Source organism: Nocardioides sp. CPCC 206347 (assembly GCF_048654605.1).
Classification (GTDB): Bacteria; Actinomycetota; Actinomycetes; order Propionibacteriales; family Nocardioidaceae; genus Nocardioides.
Window position 1 is genome coordinate 317005 of record NZ_JBMCYZ010000005.1, and the last position, 15293, is coordinate 332297.

A 15293-nucleotide genomic window follows, 5' to 3' on the forward strand; every position below is an offset into this window, starting at 1 on the left:
CGGTCTGGGTGACCCTGGTTCTTTGGGTTCGGTGTTAGGTCGGTCAGGTGGTGAAGCGGAGCATCGAAGGGGTGACGAGGATCGCCATGAAGACGATGCCGAGCAGGCTGGCTGGGATGTACATGCGCTCGGAGGTGGCGTTGGCCTTGCCGACCTCGGCGCTGAGCATCGCCGAGCGAAGTGCGGCGGCGCGGGCCCGGAGGTTGTTGTAGATCTGGGCTCCGTCCTGGCCGGACTGCTGCATGATGTCGGCGAGGTCATCGAGCTCGGGGACGGCGAGCTCGTCGGCGAGACCGTGCAGGGAGTCCCAGGGTGCGCGGGTCATGTAGCGGGCGCGGCGCAGCTCGCTCTCGATCCGCTTGAAGACCCACTTGTCGCCGACCTCGGCTGCCGAGCGCAGCGCCTGCTGGCCGCTGGATCCGTCGCGGACGCCGGTGGCCACCATGTCGATGTAGGCGCCCAAGGCTCGGCTGAACTCGATGCGGGCCTTCTTGGCGTCGTCGGCAGCGTTGCAGTTGGGCATGAACCAGAACAGGGCGGCCAGCGCCAGCGAGCCGAGCGTCGGGATGGCAAACGGCAGCGGCAGGCCGATCAGCATGAAGAAGGCGGCCAGCAGGGGCGGCATGACCAGGCCGAGCAGTGCCCAGACGACCTTCTCGCCGTAGAACCGGGTCTCACTGATCTGCAGGATGGCCAGGTCCTTGCGAGGTGTGTGGGCCCAGGCGCCGCCGGGCAGGTTCTTCATCGCCCACAAGCCGATCCGATCGACCGCCGAGCCGGTGCCGGCGTCGACGTCGAGGCTGGGAGTGTTGCGGCGGGGTACGACGTGGTCAGGTGAGAGACGGTCCAGCGCGTCGACCAGGTCGGGGTCGGAGGGCGCGAGGCGCCATACGAGCAGGGCGAGGGCCAGCCCGATGAGGGTGCCGCTGGCGAGCGCGATCTGCAGGCCGGTCATGCGAGTGCTCCTTCCTTCTCGCCCGGTGCCGCGCGTTGGGCGGCGCGGTGCGCGTTGCGGGCCTGGAGGTCGAGGAACCGCGGGAGTGGCTTGGCGACGGCCATCCGGCGCATCCACAGCAGCGTGGCCACGTAGGCCGAGAGCAGGACGGCGAGGATGACCTGGCCCAACGGGGACCCGTAGGGCTCGATGTAGTCGCCGGTGAAGGCGAGCATGCCGAGCACACCGAGGGTGATGACGGTGACGGTGCGGGCGGTGGTGCGGGGCTTGGCTTGGTCGGCGGCGGTTTGGCGGCGGGCGCGCACGTCGGAGGCGACGGTCTCGGCGAGGGCGTCCAACGCCTTCGACAGTCCGGCCTGGCCGCGGCCGCTGGCGGCAAGGATCAGCTGGCTGGCCACGACGTCGCCGGTGGAGTCGTTGAGGTCCTCGGCGAAGGCGCGTAGCACGTCCTCGGTGCTGGCGGTGTTGTTCCACAACCGGGAGACCATCAGGCCGACCTCGCGCTCGATCGGCGCCGGCGAGGACTGCAGGGACTTGATGAGCGCCGAGCGCAGGGACTGGCCGGCGGTCAGCTTGCCGGACAGGGACCGAGTCCACTCCTCGAGCGCCTCGAGCTTCTCGATGCTCGCGGCCGCCGGTGGGGGCGTCAGCAACAGCGGGATACCGATGATCCCGGCCGGGACGAGCACGATCGCGATCACCCAGCCGGTCACCAGCGCGACCAGGAGGCCGGCAACGCCACCGCCGACCATCAGCATCCGGGTGCGGCGGTCGAGCCGGACGAACCAGTTCCCCAGCCGCCCGAACGGGGTGACGGTCCGGGCGGGCCGCGGCGGCTTGGGCGGCGCGGGGATCAGCGCGTAGCCCATCCCGATCAGGCCGATGACGATGAGCCCACCGAAGACGGCGGGCAGGAAGGCGGTGCTCATGACGTGGCCACCCCCGGGTTGGCCTGGGACTCGGCCTTGTACGCCTCGAGGTCGAACCCGTGCCGCGCCAGCTCCTGGGCGAGGAAGTTGTCGAGCTTGCCGGTCGCGACGGCCTGGCCGAGCTGGTTGGGGGCGAAGATCGGGGTGGTGGCGTATCCCCTGGCGGCGTCGATGCTGGGCTGGACGACCAGGACCTCCTCGACCCAGCGCTGCTTGCGGAAGGTGCCGTCGGGATTGGGGACGACCTCCGAGCGCAGGTACATCACGATGTCGATCGCGGCGGCCAGCTTGCTGATCGCCAGCTCGCGGGTGACCTGGGGGCCCTTCTCCATGGCGCAGGAGACGAGCTTCTCGATGGTGTGCTCGGCGCTGCGGGCGTGGGTGGTGCTGATCGAGCCCGGCCCGGACTCCATGGCCTTGAGCATGTTCCAGACCTCGGGGCCGCGGACCTCGCCGACGATCTGGCGGGCGAGGTTGAACCGGAAGGAGTGGTGGATGGCCTCCTCGAGGCTGAACTCACCGGCCTGGCGGCCGTCGATGCCGACCTCTCCGGATCCGGGGCGGTGCTCCCAGGCGTGGACGATCTTGTGGCGGTCGACGAGCTCGTGCAGGTGCAGCTCGAACTCGGTCTCGAAGGTGCCGATCATCTCCCAGGGCGGGATGCACGAGCACAGGGCGCGGACCCAGGTGGTCTTGCCGCTGCCTTGGACGCCGGAGACGACGATGCTCTTGCCGGCACGCACGCAGGTTGCGACGAAGTCGGCCAGGACCGGGCTACATGCCTTGCGGTCGTAGACCATCTCGTCCATCGACACCTCGCGCATGCTGTGTCGGCGGATCACGACGGAGGTGTAGGCCATCACCCAGGAGCCGGCCGCGAGCCGCGCTCCCCCGGGCAGCCGGAGGTCCAGGTGCGGCCGGGCCTCGGTGAAGGGTCGGTTCTGCCGTGCGCCGAGGTCGGAGAGGAACTCGCGCAGCTCGTCCTCGGAGTCGGCGATCGGGGCGGCCTCGACCAGGGTGCCGTCGACCAGCTCCAGCCACACCGAGCAGAGCGGGCCGCGGGCGATGACGATGATGTTCTCGACGTCCTCGCGCTCGACCAGGGGCTGCAGGCGGCCGAGTCCGAACAGGGCGGCGTGGAGGGCGGACTTGAGTTCCTTCTCGTGGTCCTTCGTCCACGGCGGCCGACCGGTGGAGACCAGCGTCTCGGCCTCGGACTTGATGAGCTCCTCGATGACGTCGAGGCCCATCTGCTCGCGGTCCTCTTCGGTGACCCGGCCACCTTCCTTGTCGAGCCGGGCGGTCAGTCGCGACGAGATCTCGGCGCGGTACTGCGCGATCAGCTCCCAGTCCAGCTCGACTTCGCCATCCGCGCCGCGGGTGTCGTGGTGCTCCTCCGGCGCTGGCGTGACGAGCGGGCGCAGGCTGAACTCCGAGCGGGCGCGGCCAGGCAGTTGGCCCTCGCCTTCGCTGGTCCAGGCGCCGGCGAAGATCGGCAGCGAGGTCGGGTCGTGGTCCTCGACGACCGGCGGCGGGGGCGGCGGGGTGCCGTTGGTGCCGCGGGCGAAGGGCGAGGTCGGCTCGCGGTTCGCGGCATGGCGGGCCTCCAGCCACTCGTCGGCGCGCAGCGGGTCGCGGCCGTTGGTCTCCGGGTTGTGTCCGTTGGTGCTCATGCGTGGCCTCCGTTCGTGGGAGCGAGGGCGGCCTGGTTGGCGCCGAGGATGGACTGGATGGCGGCGGTGCTGCCCTGGTAGCCGCGCAGCAGCCCGGAGGACTCGAACTTGCGGGGCTTGCGCGCGCCGTGGGAGTAGACCTCGGCCACCTCGGGCTCCCAGTCCACGGAGGCGACCACGGGGATCTGGAGGGCCTTGGCGATGTGGCGTGCGGTGTAGGGCCGGACTCGGGCGCCGGTGGGAAGCGTGGGCCAGCGTCGCTCCTCGTCGACGAGGAGGACCCCGAGACGGGAGAGCCCACCGACCGCGGCGAACTGTGCCCGCAGGGTCTTGGCCCAGCTGGTGGCACCGGCCAGTGCCGGCAGCGAGCTGCGGGTGACGAGCAGGGTCAGGTCGGAGCCGGCGATCAGCGGCTGGGGCCAGCCGGCGAGGCCGAGTCGTCCGGCGTCGATGATGACGTCCTGGCCGTTGCGGTCGAGGGCGCGCAGTTGCTCGGTGAGCGGTTCCCACAGGGGCAACAGGCTGGGGGCCTGCTCGTGGGCGCGGATGCCGGGTAGGAACCAGGCCGAGCGCTCGGCCGGCGCCTCGGGGTCCAGCAGCAGCGTCTCGCGGGGCAGTGCGTCCGCCAGCGTTCCCTCGCGCAGGGACAGGGCGAGGTTGATCAGGCCGCCGGTCGGCTCCTGGGTGCCGTGGAAGTAGCCGGCGAAGACCGAGGAGGATCCGGTCGGGTCGGCGTCGACCAGGAGCACGGGTCGGTGCCAGTTGAGGGTGAGCCCGAGCGCCGTGGTGGACGCGCCGGGCGAACCGCTCGCGGAGGCCAGGACGATCACCGCCATGCCTCAGCGCTCCCGGGCGTCCAGGACGAGTGCGACCCGTCCGGTGGCAGCCCGGGCAGCCAGTTCGGCCGCCTCGGCTTCGGGCACCGAGACGTCGACGACGGTCTCGCCCGTCTCCTCGACCCGGTTAACACCAACGACGGTCGCCTCGATGGTGACCGGGTCTTCGTCGGTGATCTCGCCCTGGTCGCCGGGCGTGGTGACGATCCGGACGACGTCGCCGCCGTAGAGCGGCTCCGACGGCATCTGCGCGGGAGTAAGGCTGATGCCCACCAGGGACTCTCCCTCCCCCGGCACCAGGTTGTCGGTGACCGCCTGCGCGGTGAGCAGGGTGCCGGCCCACAGGTCGACGGCAGCGCGGCTGCCCTCGAGCTCGGCCTTCTGGCTGCCGGGGACCGGGGTCAACGCCGGGTCGACGCTGACCCGCACCACGGCGAGGTCGCCGGCCTCGATGGTCTCGCCACGCTTGATGTCGTTGCTGACGACCAGGACCTCTTGGGCGTCGTTAACCGAGGTGAACGCGAACGCGGTCCCCAGGCCGCCGGCAGCGACAAGAGCCGCGCAGAGTGCCACGACCCAACGCCTGCGGCGGCGCCTCAGCCGTGGAAAGTGGTTGTGGTCGGGAGGTGCCTTGATACTGGCGCCAACCTCGTCCCGTGCTTGTTGAGCAGTGTTCATCGACATGGATCCCCGAGTCCTCTCTTGTCTCGATCACCTACGTGTCAAGACGTGCCGGGAGCGGTCATCGCGAGCCCGACTCGATAGAACCACACTAGTGCATTTCTATCGCGAGGGTCGTTATCCACAGCTGACCGATTCCGAGATGTCATCGCCCGAGTCCTGACCGGAAGTGGTTGCGTGGCCCAATCCCCCCGATGGGACTGAGCGCTCGCACGCACCGAACATCCAGGTCAATGGGACCACAAATCATGCGGACTTTTCGGGAGGAATATCTCCCTGTGGATTACGGTCAAACTCGGCGCCAGGTGCGCCCGTCTACGGCGCTGGACCTACCCGCGCCGCAGACGCTGCTGCCGGGCTTCCTGGAAGGCCGCGGCGACGACGTCGACTGTGTCCCCCAACCCACGCGCGAGACTCTCAAGCTGCCTGGCTGCTGGGAGTCGGGTCCAACGGCCTTGCTCCCAGGCGTAGTAGGTCGGCACAGCCACGTTGACGGCCGCAGCCAACTCGGGCACCGTCAGCCCCGCCTTCAAACGCAGTGCTCTGAGATCAGGAACCTCACCCTCCATGTGAATTAGACGAAGGGTCGGGATGTCGAGCGCTCTAGCAAGCTTGACCAAGAAGTCCGGCCGAGGAACCGACGCGCCCAGCTCCCAACGAGATATGCGCTCCCCACCGGCGGCACCAACTAGACGCGCCAACTCATGCTGGGTCAGGCCCGCCTTCTCGCGAGCGGCGCGCAGCACTGAGGGGTCAATTCCGGAAACCATCGCTGACAGACACTAGTCGGAGCAAGCGGGAGCCCCCGCCGCGAATCTCCTCACAAGTTGAGCGACCTACGTGATACCCGCGCTGGGCAGAGGGCGCTGGGACACGCCGCTGACTCGAGGTGGAGCGTGACAACGGCGATGCCTACCGGTCCTCTCGAAAGGCGTGGGCCTCATCAAATCCGGACGCCCGCAGGTAGCACCGCCTCTGAACCGCGTCTGCCTCGTACTGTCGGAGGCGACTCGTACTCTCAGAGAGCCGAGGCCCTCCAGATTCCTCGGCAGAAGCGAGGTGACCGGGTGGGAAGCGGTAAGCAGGTCAGCCGCAGCGCGCACATCGGCGATGCTGGTATCGCCCTTATCCACCAGCGGGTCAGCGCCATGGATCACGTCTGGCACGAGCGCACAGTCGACGCCGGCATCGATGGCACGATCGAGCTGCGCGACCATGCGACGGGCGAAGTCAGCAACTGCCACCTCCAGGTGCAAAGCAAGGCCAGCGACAACGACTTCCCCGGTGAGACCGCCGACCGGTTCCACTACGACTGCGACGAGCGCGACCTGGACTACTGGATGAAGTCTTCAATGCCCGTCCTGCTGGTCTGCTCACACCCCAAGCGGGGCGAAGCCTGGTGGGCGCACATCCAGTCCTACTTCGCGGATCCCGCCCGTCGCGCCGGCGGACGTGTGGACTTCAACAAGATCACCATGTCCCTTGGAGGGGACGTCTCCGACCGGCTGTTCGCGGTTGCGGATCCTCACGGCCGCGCGCACACGCCCGTCGCTGATCTGCGTGATGAAACGCTGGAGTCGAACCTGCTGCCCGTGACGATGCCCGACGTGTTCTGGGCATACGACGCCGCGGTCACACTCCCCCGGAAGGTCTACGACCTACAGCGCGAGAGCAGCCTCGACATCCGAGACGACTTCACCCTCTTCGGCGGCCGGCTGCTGACGTGGAGCCCCGTCGAGGACACCGCGCTGGCGGGCGCGGTGAACGGTGACCCGACGATCGAGGCCACCGGCGAACTGCTCGACGGCAGCCCGGACAGCGAGCGAGTACTGGTGCGCTTACTCAACAACGCCTTCCGGCAAGACCTCCGCGATGACTGCGCCTTCCACGGCAAGCGCCACATGCTCTACTTCCGTGCCACCGACGACCTGTCGCCACGGAGCTGGAACACAAGCGGCACCCATTGGCGCTCCGTCTTCAAGCCGCACGCCAAGAAGACCAACCCATCGCAGGTCAGCTACTACAAGCACGCCGGCCTCAAGTGGCAGTTCCTCAACCTCGACGACGAGTGGTTCTGCGCCCTGACGCCCGACTACTACTACTCGATCGACGGCTACCGCGAGTCACGGTTCACAGCCCAGTACCTGAGCGGCATCAAGCGGCTCGAACGTAACCCCGCTGCGCTCGGCGAGACCCGCATGTGGGCCGCCATCCTCGCCGGTCGCGAGGGCGGCCATGACAGCTTGTTCAGCCAGAACGAGCGCATCCTCGACTTCGGCAAACTCGTCACCTTCGACACCGACCGAGGCATCGACGAGGCGAAGTGGAAGCGAGCGGCAGAGGCGTCGGACCCGACCGATCCTCTGGCTGACGGGGAGCTGGCGGAGACGGCATGAAACTCACGTTCATCGAAGAACCGGACCTGGAATTCGGCAACGGCAGCCGCCACATCGACCCACGTAGCGGCATCAACAACTACGGTCCGGCCGACCTGAGCAATACGGGAGTCCGGACGATCCAGATCGGCATCGTCGGCACCAAGGAGGCCATCGATGGGGTCAAGGCATGGCTCGACCGCTGCCGCGAACCAATTGCACCCAAAGAAAGCCCGCTATCGCACCTCTACTTGCCGTTTCCTGGGTTCCATACCAGCGTCGGCTTCCGCTCGACGATCATCTGGAACGGACGGCTGGAGCGCACACTCGACAAACGAGCCCTGGAGAACATCGCAACGCTGAGTCCGCTGCAGGCTGTGCAGAAGGGCGTCGAACTGTACGAGGCCGAGCTGAGAACGCTCGATGAGGAACCCAACTGCGACGTGATCATCGTCTGCCGTCCCGACGATCTGCCGGAACGCGAGGAGCCGAAGACCAACCCTGACCGACCGTGGGAGCAACCAAAAGCTGCGTCTATCGGCTTCGACTTCCACGAACTGCTGAAGGCACGCTCGCTGAGCGGTAGTCGTCCCATCCAAATTATCCGACGCGAGACCTGGGACCCGACCTACAAGCCAAAGGGCCGCGACAGGCGACGCCAGCAGGACGAGGCAACCAAGGCCTGGAACCTGCACACGGCGTTGTACTACAAGGCCGGCGGCGTGCCATGGCGGATGACCCGCCATGTCCGGGACCTCACGACCTGCTACGTCGGTGTCGCCTTCTACCGGAGCACCGACAACGAAACACTGCAGACGAGCGTGGCGCAGGTTTTCAACGAGCGCGGCGACGGCGTGATCGTCCGTGGCGCGCAGGCCACTCAGTCGAAGGACGACCGACAGCCACACCTCACCGGTGACGACGCCAAGGACCTCCTTGAGCAGTCGCTGGCCCGTTACCGCATCGAGCACAAGACGGCACCCGCACGCGTCATGCTGCACAAGACCTCTTCGTTCACGCCTGAAGAGCTGGAGGGCTTCCGGGCTGCCGCCGAGGCGGAGCGCCTGGCCATGCTCGAACTCGTCTGGATCCCACGCGATGACTCCCCCCGGCTGTTTCGGCAAGGCGAGCAGACGACCCTACGAGGCACGCTCCTGTCGCTCACCGACACCCGGCACCTGCTCTACACCCGTGGGAGCGTTCCGTTCTACCGGACTTACCCAGGGATGTACGTGCCGTCGGCACTCCCCTTCCGCCTTGTCGACGTGCAGTCGAGCGCGGCCGAGATCGCGACTGAGCTGCTCGCGCTCTCCAAGATGAACTGGAACGCCACCCAACTCGACGGACGGGTGCCCATCACGCTGCGCACAGCTGACTCGATCGGCCGGATCCTGAAGCACCTCGGCCCGAATGAACGCCCGGCGCCGCGATACGCCTACTACATGTGACTTGGCTCGGTGGGTGTAGCTGGGATTGAGCTCGTCGCTTCTTCGGATCGCATCGGCCAGCACAAGACGGCCAAGCATCGAGAGGTGCCCGCTCCGAGCCGCCAGCGAAGTGCGCGCCGCCCTCCGCGAGTTCACGCACAGCCTCAACACCCCAGACAGCGTTAACGTCATCGCAGCTCGTTCCCCCGCTGATCAAGAAGCACTTCCCTGACCACATCGGGGCGCTCAACACCATCCAGCTCGTAGCCCTCAATGGTGGGGCTCTGATCCCGCCGCTTCTCGCTATGCCTCTCGACATCGCATTTGGCTGGCGCGCCGCTGTCGGCATCTGGGCAGTCCCAGCCGTCCTCGCGACCACATTCGCCGTCCTGCTCTGGCTCCAACACCCCCGTTCGCAGCACATCCACCATCCAGTGGAGGCAAGCGCAGCAGCTGAGGGACCAGTGCTGCCGATGTGGCAGATCCCGCGCGCCTGGGCGCGGGCGGCGCTCTACGGCTTTACATCCTGGAACGTATTCATCCTCTTTACCTGGCTCCCGGCCCTCCTCGTCGACGCCGGCCAACCTCGATCCCTCGGCGGAACGATGGTGTCCCTGATCATCGGCGTCAGCCTTATTGCATCCTTCGCTGTTCCGCGGCTGACTGGCAGCCTGCGCAACACGTTCCTCCTGACCGGCACCTGCGCGGTCGCCTACGTCCTCGGATACACCGGCCTTGCCCTCGCGCCTGGTGCTGCCCCGGTGCTGTGGACATTCTTGGTCGGTATCGGATGCGTCCTCTTCCCCATCACCTTGACGATGATCAACACCCACGCCCGCACCCACGCCGGAACTACGGCGCTCTCTGGCTTCGTCCAAGGCATCGGATGCGCCATCGCCCTCCTCGGGCCACTCCTGTTCGGCGCAGCCCACGCCCTCACCGGAACCTGGGGATGCTCGTACCTCCTGGTCGCGGGCGCAGCGGTCCTCGCCATCGCAATCCTCGGCTGGCGCATACGCACCACCATCCACGTCGAGGACCATCGTCCTGCCAGGACACGTGAACGTGCAAACACTCCCCAGCTTCGATGACCTCCCCCCGCCATCGTCGCCCGAACACGGCACGGGGAAGGCCGTCGCCGGTGGGCAAGACACTGCGACGACCGTCGTCATACGGCGCCCGCATCCCAGCAACCAGGTGTGGTCTACGCGGGTATGAGGTCAAGAACCCTTGAAGGTGGGCTGGAGCCTCTCAACAAACGCCCGCACTCCGGCGACGCCGTCCGCGGTGGCGATCAACTCTGTCTGGGCGGCGCGCTCGCGAGCGAGGTGCGCTCTGAGATCACCTAGCGTGGCCGCATCGACGGCCTTCTTGGTCTGTGCGAACGCGGCCGTAGGTCCCTGCGCAAGCCGCTGCACGACCTCATCAGCGCGTGCGTCGAACTCGTCGTCGTCGAAGACCCGCGACGCGATCCCCCAATCGTGTGCCTGTGCAGCGCTCAGGGTGTCGCCGAGAACGGCTAGGCCCAAGGCACGTGCTCGGCCCACAGCAGCGGCAAGCGTTGCAGTGGCTCCCCCGTCGGGCATCAGGCCGATACTGCTGAAGCCGAGGGCCAACGCGGCGGTGCTGCCCATCATGACTACGTCGCATGCGAGAACGAGAGAAACCCCGGCACCAGCGGCGATGCCGTGGACCAACGCTACGACCGGATACGGTGCCTCTCGCAGCGCGACCACTACCTCGTTCACGAGTGCGACCGTCCCCTCCGATGGCTGCCCTGGGGCGGTGAGGTCGCCACCCGCACAGAACGCTCGGCCACTGCCCTCAAGTGTCATCACCCGTACTGTTAGGTCCCTGGAGGATGCCCGGATAGCTTCCAATAGCGCAACGAGCATTTCCGGGGTCACGGCGTTGAGCCGCTCAGGTCGATGCAGCCGGATTCGCCGAACGGGGCCGTCGACGTCGACGACGATCTGCATCTCGGGATCAGGCATCGCTCGCCCCAAGGAGGTGTCCCATGCGCGCGTGCTTGGTGCGCAGGTAACGCACATTCTCCAGCCCGGGCTCGATACGTAGCGCAACACGTTCTCGGATGTCGATGCCTGCGGCCGCCACGGCCGAGACCTTCTCCGGGTTGTTGGTCAGCAAGCGGACTGCCTCGATACCGAGATCTCGCAGGATTGCTGTGGCGGACCGGTAGTCGCGGGCGTCAACCGGTAGTCCGAGGACGAGGTTCGCGTCGACGGTGTCCAGCCCACGGTCCTGCCAGGCGTATGCCCTCAGCTTGTTGACCAGGCCGATCCCACGACCTTCGTGATCACGAAGGTAGATGACGGCGCCGGAGCCCTCCGCGACGATCGCGCGCATCGAGGCCTGCAGTTGGGGGCCGCAGTCGCAGCGACGTGAGCCGAATGCGTCACCGGTCAGGCATTCTGAGTGGATCCGCACCATCGCGATACCCGATCGCGGTTCGCCATGGACCAGGGCCAGGTGTTCGGTGCCGCGACGGTCCACGTAGCCGATTGCCGTGAAATGGCCCGCTTCGGTCGGGAGTGACGTCGTTGCTTCACGTCGCACACGGGACAGGATTGGACGTCTCATGTGCTGACCTCCGCGGCGTTCGTGGCCGGCGGTAGTCCGGTGATGGCCAGGCCAGACCGCGTCCGGTAGCGCTTGTTGATACTGATGAGGACGGCGGTGAGCGGCTCTAGTTGGCGGGCGAGTCGCAGGGCTCCGGCGTCGACACCCGGCGTACCCGTAACCGCGCGCGCCAACTCCACGACAGTCTGCTTGGCCTCGTGGTTGTAGCCACACACGAGCACGGACTCGTGGCCCATGGGTTCGGTGTCCTCCCAGAGCGTGGCGGCGGCGACATGGTGGAACGCACCCACGACCATGGCCGCCGGGACAAGGCGCTGAGCCTCTTCTGCGGCACTCTCGGCGACCTCGAGTCCGAACGGTCCGCGCTTGTCGAAACCGAGCGGGTTCACACAGCTGATGACGACTCGGCCAGCTAGCCGCTCTGCCAATGTTCGGACCAATTCGCCGTGCCCGTCCCAAGGAACCGCCAACAACACCATGTCGCAGTCGCTGAGGATGTCTCCGTTGGTTCCCGCGCTGACGACGGCGCCGTCAAGGCGGCTCGCAATCTCGTCGGCCGCCACCTGGGCACGTTCGAAATCGCGGGATCCGATCGCCACAGCGTGACCGGCCGCGGCGAAGCGGAAGGCAAGTCCCTTGCCTTGTGGGCCCGTGCCGCCGATCACGGCGATCCGGTGTTTCATCACGGGAGTTCCTCGGTTGAATTGGTTAGCGCGATGCGGTCGGGCCGCCATTGTTGGCGGAGTTCGTCGGCGTTCTTTGGGACGCATACCAGGTCGCCGAAGATGTTGACGCCGTTGTGGATCAGGAAGCTTTCGAGCGCCAGGAGTGGTCGGCGTCTGCTGTCCGGGCCGTCGCGCCGGACGGTGAGTTCTGGGAACTCCTGCCATCGGTCCAGCAGGGTCGCCGGATCGGTGTGGTGGGTATGGCAGAACTGGTGGAGGGCGGCGAGGTGCGCGTCTATCTCTACGTCGTCGAGTCCAACGGTCTTGCGGAGTGATTGCTCCCAGTGAGCCAGCGCGTCGAACATCAGTTGCCACCGACCAGTATGGCGTCGCGTGAACCGGCCAGAATGTCGCCGTAGAGCGTTGTGCGTTGGCGGATTGGGCGCCCGGCGGCCGCGGCGATGGCTGCGAAGTCAGATGGGGTCAGTGCTTGGCCGTGGGCGGCCCCGGCGGCGCGGCTGATGTTCTCGTCCATCAGGGTGCCGCCGAGATCGTTGACGCCCGAGGCAAGCAGCTGTTGGGCGCCGACGCTGCCGAGCTTGACCCAGGAGGCTTGGATGTTGTCGATGTCGCCGCGGTAGGCGATGCGCGCTACCGCGTGCATGAGCAGTGTTTCGCGCCAGGTGGGGCCGCGGCGGGCGCCGCGTTTGAGATAGATGGGGGCGGCCATGTGCACGAATGGGAGACCCACGAACTCGGTGAATCCGCCGGTCCGACGCTGCAGGTCGCGGGTGCGCAATATGTGCCGAACCCAGTGTTCGGGCGTCTCAATGGCACCGAACATGATGGTGACGTTGCTGCGCAGGCCGACGCTGTGGGCCGTCTCGTGGACCTGTAGCCATTCCTCGGTATTCAACTTGTCCGGGCACAGCACGGCGCGAATCTCGTCGTCGAGGATCTCGGCTGCCGTGCCCGGCAGCGACTTCAGTCCGGCCTGCTGCAGCCGCAGCAGATAGGACTCGAGGGACTCACCCAGCCGTTTCGCGCCCTCCATCACCTCGAGTGCCGTAAAGCCGTGGATATGGATGCCGGGGACCGCCTCATGGACCGCCTTGGCTACGTCGACGTAGAAGTTGCCGTCGAAGTTCGGATGTATGCCGCCTTGGAGGCATACCTCGGTCGCACCCAGGTCCCAAGCCTCGGCGGCTCGTTCGGCGACATCCTCGAGGGTGAGCAGGTACGGCTTGCCGCGCAGGTTGAGCGACAGCGGTCCTTTGGAGAATCCGCAAAATGTGCATCGGAAGGTGCAGACGTTGGTGTAGTTGATGTTGCGGTTCGCGACGAAGGTCACGTCTTCGCCGACGACATCGCGGCGGATCTGGTCGGCGAGCTCGGCGACGGCGGTGACCTCGGGACCACGCGCGGTGAACAAGGTCAGCAACTCTTCGGAGCCGACGTCCTGTCCGGCCCGGACCCCGCCGATCACCTCGCGGATGGCTCCGGCAGCGGCGGAGCGCCCGGGCACCAGGACGATGGGGTCACTTCCGGCACCCGAGTACCAACCGGTGGAGCGGCGGCCGATCTGGATGACCTCCGCGCCGGTTCCGACGTTGGCCGCGGCCTGATGACGTTCGGGCCACAGGGCGCCGGGGTCGTCGCGTCCCAAGAGGTCTGCGTCGGATCGGTCGAGCACGGGGAAGCGAAGCCGCTCGTCGAGCCATCGGTCCGGGTCCGCCGCCAACTCCGGGTACACCGGCAATCGAGGCGCCAAGGTCCGGCCGGTCAGTTCGGTCGCCGTCCTGAGGGTGGTCAGTGCGGGCCAGGGCCGTTCGGGGTTGACGTGGTCCGCCGTCACTGGTGACACCCCGCCCCAGTCATCGATGCCCGCGGACACCAAGGTGCCTAGCTGGTCTGGTTCGGACAGGTTGGGAGGCGCTTGGAGATGGATGTCGACCGGTAGGACGAGGCGGGCGATGGCGATCGCGCGGACGTGCTCCTCGTGCGTGCAGGCTGCCGCGGCGCGCATGGCGGTGCCGGGTTTGGGCAGGAAGTTCTGGACGATCACCTCCTGGACATGGCCGTGCCGGGCATGGGACTCAGCGATCGCCCGCAGGGCCGCGATCCGGTCGGCCTCGCCCTCGCCGATCCCGACCAGGATCCCGGTGGTGAACGGAATCTGGAGGTGTCCGGCCGCCTCTAGGGTCGCGAGTCGTCGAGGCGGAGTCTTGTCGGGTGCCCCGCGATGTGCCATGAGGTCGTCGCGGAGCGACTCGATCATCATTCCCTGGGAGGGTGACACCCGCCGCAGGGCGGCCAACGCGTCCGCACCGATTGCTCCGGCATTGGCGTGCGGCAGCAGACCGGTCTGCTCGACGACCAGTTCGCACATTGCCACCAGGTAGTCGGTGGTCGAGCTGTAGCCGTGTTCGTCGAGCCAGGCGCGGGCCTCGGGGTAGCGGGCCTCGGGATTCTCGCCCAGCGTGAAGAGCGCTTCGTGGCAGCCGGCATCTGCGCCCCTGCTGGCTATGGACAGGATCTCGTCAGGCGAGAGATACGGGGCAGGTAGCGAGCGGGGTGCTGTGGCAAACGTGCAGTAGCCGCACCGATCCCGACACAGCTGCGTGAGCGGGACGAAGACCTTCGGCGAGTACGTCAGGCGGGTGCCGAACGCAAGGTCGCGGAGACGCGTGGCCTCGGCGACCAGATCCTGGGTGCTCCATCTCGTCAGGTCGTCCATGACGGTCCTTTCGGCGGGTCGCGTGTGGGTCAGCTCATCCAGGCCGGCTGCTCGGTGAGCAGGCGTCGGCCGTTGGCGATGAAGAAGGCGCGGATGACATTGCTGCGCTGGAGTTGGGCGTTCGACGAGTCACCGAAGCTAGCGGCGAAGGCCTTGGCGCCTTCGGTGTAGAAGCCGCGCTTCTTGTACTTGCGGGTCTCCTCGTCGAAGATCTCGGCGATCATCGTGTCGGGGTCCCGGTCCACATGGGCCGCGAAGGCCTCAAGAAGGTTGAGCCGGTCGTCGCGTTCCCGCGCCGTCAGGTCATCGAGGGTTGCGGCGTACCGCTGGATGGACGTATGGGCGGCAAATTCGGGGCTGGGCATGGTGGGGTCTTTCCTCTGGTGGGCTGGAACCCGGGGGCGGCCGCACGGT

General features: G+C 67.3%; 15 protein-coding genes. 3 read left to right on the top strand and 12 right to left on the bottom strand.

Features of this window, described 5'->3' with window-relative positions; all coding sequences use genetic code 11:
- Positions 1–43 precede the first annotated feature (43 nt).
- From ACOACQ_RS18475 to ACOACQ_RS18500, 6 genes are all read right to left on the bottom strand, one after another.
- Positions 44–955 carry a type II secretion system F family protein gene (locus ACOACQ_RS18475; protein WP_378601846.1) on the bottom strand — a complete coding sequence of 304 codons (912 nt, stop codon included), beginning with the start codon at positions 953–955 and terminating at the stop codon, positions 44–46.
- Positions 952–1884, bottom strand: a complete 933-nt coding sequence (locus tag ACOACQ_RS18480; RefSeq protein WP_378601849.1) for a type II secretion system F family protein — start codon at positions 1882–1884, stop codon at positions 952–954. The genes ACOACQ_RS18475 and ACOACQ_RS18480 overlap by 4 nt, the downstream gene beginning before the upstream one ends.
- Positions 1881–3557: a CpaF family protein gene (locus tag ACOACQ_RS18485; protein ID WP_420288985.1), complete on the bottom strand. Its 1677-nt coding sequence runs from the start codon at positions 3555–3557 to the stop codon at positions 1881–1883. Before ACOACQ_RS18485 ends, ACOACQ_RS18480 begins: the two co-directional genes overlap by 4 nt.
- A complete protein-coding gene (locus ACOACQ_RS18490; RefSeq protein WP_378601855.1) occupies positions 3554–4393 on the bottom strand; it encodes a hypothetical protein in 840 nt (279 codons plus the stop codon). The genes ACOACQ_RS18485 and ACOACQ_RS18490 overlap by 4 nt, the downstream gene beginning before the upstream one ends.
- 3 nt (positions 4394–4396) lie before the next feature.
- Entirely contained in the window at positions 4397–4966 is a 570-nt protein-coding gene (locus tag ACOACQ_RS18495; RefSeq protein ID WP_378601857.1) for an SAF domain-containing protein, read from the bottom strand.
- A gap of 437 nt (positions 4967–5403) precedes the next feature.
- Complete coding sequence (locus ACOACQ_RS18500; protein ID WP_082600003.1) at positions 5404–5844, bottom strand: helix-turn-helix domain-containing protein; 441 nt, start codon at positions 5842–5844, stop codon at positions 5404–5406.
- 126 nt (positions 5845–5970) lie between these two features.
- Between ACOACQ_RS18500 and ACOACQ_RS18505 the strand changes: the two genes are divergently transcribed.
- The 3 genes from ACOACQ_RS18505 to ACOACQ_RS18515 all read left to right on the top strand — a co-directional run bounded on the left by ACOACQ_RS18505 (position 5971) and on the right by ACOACQ_RS18515 (position 9967).
- Complete coding sequence (locus tag ACOACQ_RS18505; RefSeq protein WP_420288986.1) at positions 5971–7470, top strand: DUF4365 domain-containing protein; 1500 nt, start codon at positions 5971–5973, stop codon at positions 7468–7470.
- A complete protein-coding gene (locus ACOACQ_RS18510) occupies positions 7467–8897 on the top strand; it encodes an argonaute/piwi family protein (protein ID WP_378601864.1) in 1431 nt (476 codons plus the stop codon). Before ACOACQ_RS18505 ends, ACOACQ_RS18510 begins: the two co-directional genes overlap by 4 nt.
- A 191-nt stretch (positions 8898–9088) precedes the next feature.
- Positions 9089–9967 carry a CynX/NimT family MFS transporter gene (locus ACOACQ_RS18515; RefSeq protein ID WP_420289082.1) on the top strand — a complete coding sequence of 293 codons (879 nt, stop codon included), beginning with the start codon at positions 9089–9091 and terminating at the stop codon, positions 9965–9967.
- 129 nt (positions 9968–10096) lie between these two features.
- Here ACOACQ_RS18515 and ACOACQ_RS18520 read toward each other — a convergent pair whose 3' ends face one another.
- From ACOACQ_RS18520 to ACOACQ_RS18545, 6 genes are read right to left on the bottom strand one after another with little or no spacing between them, the layout of a single operon-like run.
- Positions 10097–10870, bottom strand: coding sequence for an enoyl-CoA hydratase-related protein (locus tag ACOACQ_RS18520; RefSeq protein WP_378601867.1), 774 nt, complete (start codon positions 10868–10870; stop codon positions 10097–10099).
- Positions 10863–11453, bottom strand: a complete 591-nt coding sequence (ribA, locus tag ACOACQ_RS18525) for a GTP cyclohydrolase II (RefSeq protein ID WP_420288987.1) — start codon at positions 11451–11453, stop codon at positions 10863–10865. Before ribA ends, ACOACQ_RS18520 begins: the two co-directional genes overlap by 8 nt.
- A gap of 20 nt (positions 11454–11473) precedes the next feature.
- Positions 11474–12160: an NADPH-dependent F420 reductase gene (npdG, locus tag ACOACQ_RS18530; RefSeq protein WP_420288988.1), complete on the bottom strand. Its 687-nt coding sequence runs from the start codon at positions 12158–12160 to the stop codon at positions 11474–11476.
- Positions 12160–12507: a hypothetical protein gene (locus ACOACQ_RS18535; protein WP_378601876.1), complete on the bottom strand. Its 348-nt coding sequence runs from the start codon at positions 12505–12507 to the stop codon at positions 12160–12162. Before ACOACQ_RS18535 ends, npdG begins: the two co-directional genes overlap by 1 nt.
- A complete protein-coding gene (locus tag ACOACQ_RS18540; protein WP_378601879.1) occupies positions 12507–14879 on the bottom strand; it encodes a bifunctional FO biosynthesis protein CofGH in 2373 nt (790 codons plus the stop codon). The genes ACOACQ_RS18535 and ACOACQ_RS18540 overlap by 1 nt, the downstream gene beginning before the upstream one ends.
- Before the next feature lie 29 nt (positions 14880–14908).
- Positions 14909–15244, bottom strand: a complete 336-nt coding sequence (locus tag ACOACQ_RS18545) for a hypothetical protein (RefSeq protein WP_378601882.1) — start codon at positions 15242–15244, stop codon at positions 14909–14911.
- Between the last annotated feature and the right edge of the window lie 49 nt (positions 15245–15293).

Bases quoted from the DNA above. Each gene is read 5' to 3' on its own strand.
- ACOACQ_RS18475 (WP_378601846.1), bottom strand. From the start codon at position 955: ATGACCGGCCTGCAGATCGCGCTCGCCAGCGGCACCCTCATCGGGCTG.
- ACOACQ_RS18480 (WP_378601849.1), bottom strand. From the start codon at position 1,884: ATGAGCACCGCCTTCCTGCCCGCCGTCTTCGGTGGGCTCATCGTCATC.
- ACOACQ_RS18485 (WP_420288985.1), bottom strand. From the start codon at position 3,557: ATGAGCACCAACGGACACAACCCGGAGACCAACGGCCGCGACCCGCTG.
- ACOACQ_RS18490 (WP_378601855.1), bottom strand. From the start codon at position 4,393: ATGGCGGTGATCGTCCTGGCCTCCGCGAGCGGTTCGCCCGGCGCGTCC.
- ACOACQ_RS18500 (WP_082600003.1), bottom strand. From the start codon at position 5,844: ATGGTTTCCGGAATTGACCCCTCAGTGCTGCGCGCCGCTCGCGAGAAG.
- ACOACQ_RS18510 (WP_378601864.1), top strand. From the start codon at position 7,467: ATGAAACTCACGTTCATCGAAGAACCGGACCTGGAATTCGGCAACGGC.
- ACOACQ_RS18520 (WP_378601867.1), bottom strand. From the start codon at position 10,870: ATGCCTGATCCCGAGATGCAGATCGTCGTCGACGTCGACGGCCCCGTT.
- npdG (WP_420288988.1), bottom strand. From the start codon at position 12,160: ATGAAACACCGGATCGCCGTGATCGGCGGCACGGGCCCACAAGGCAAG.
- ACOACQ_RS18535 (WP_378601876.1), bottom strand. From the start codon at position 12,507: ATGTTCGACGCGCTGGCTCACTGGGAGCAATCACTCCGCAAGACCGTT.
- ACOACQ_RS18540 (WP_378601879.1), bottom strand. From the start codon at position 14,879: ATGGACGACCTGACGAGATGGAGCACCCAGGATCTGGTCGCCGAGGCC.
- ACOACQ_RS18545 (WP_378601882.1), bottom strand. From the start codon at position 15,244: ATGCCCAGCCCCGAATTTGCCGCCCATACGTCCATCCAGCGGTACGCC.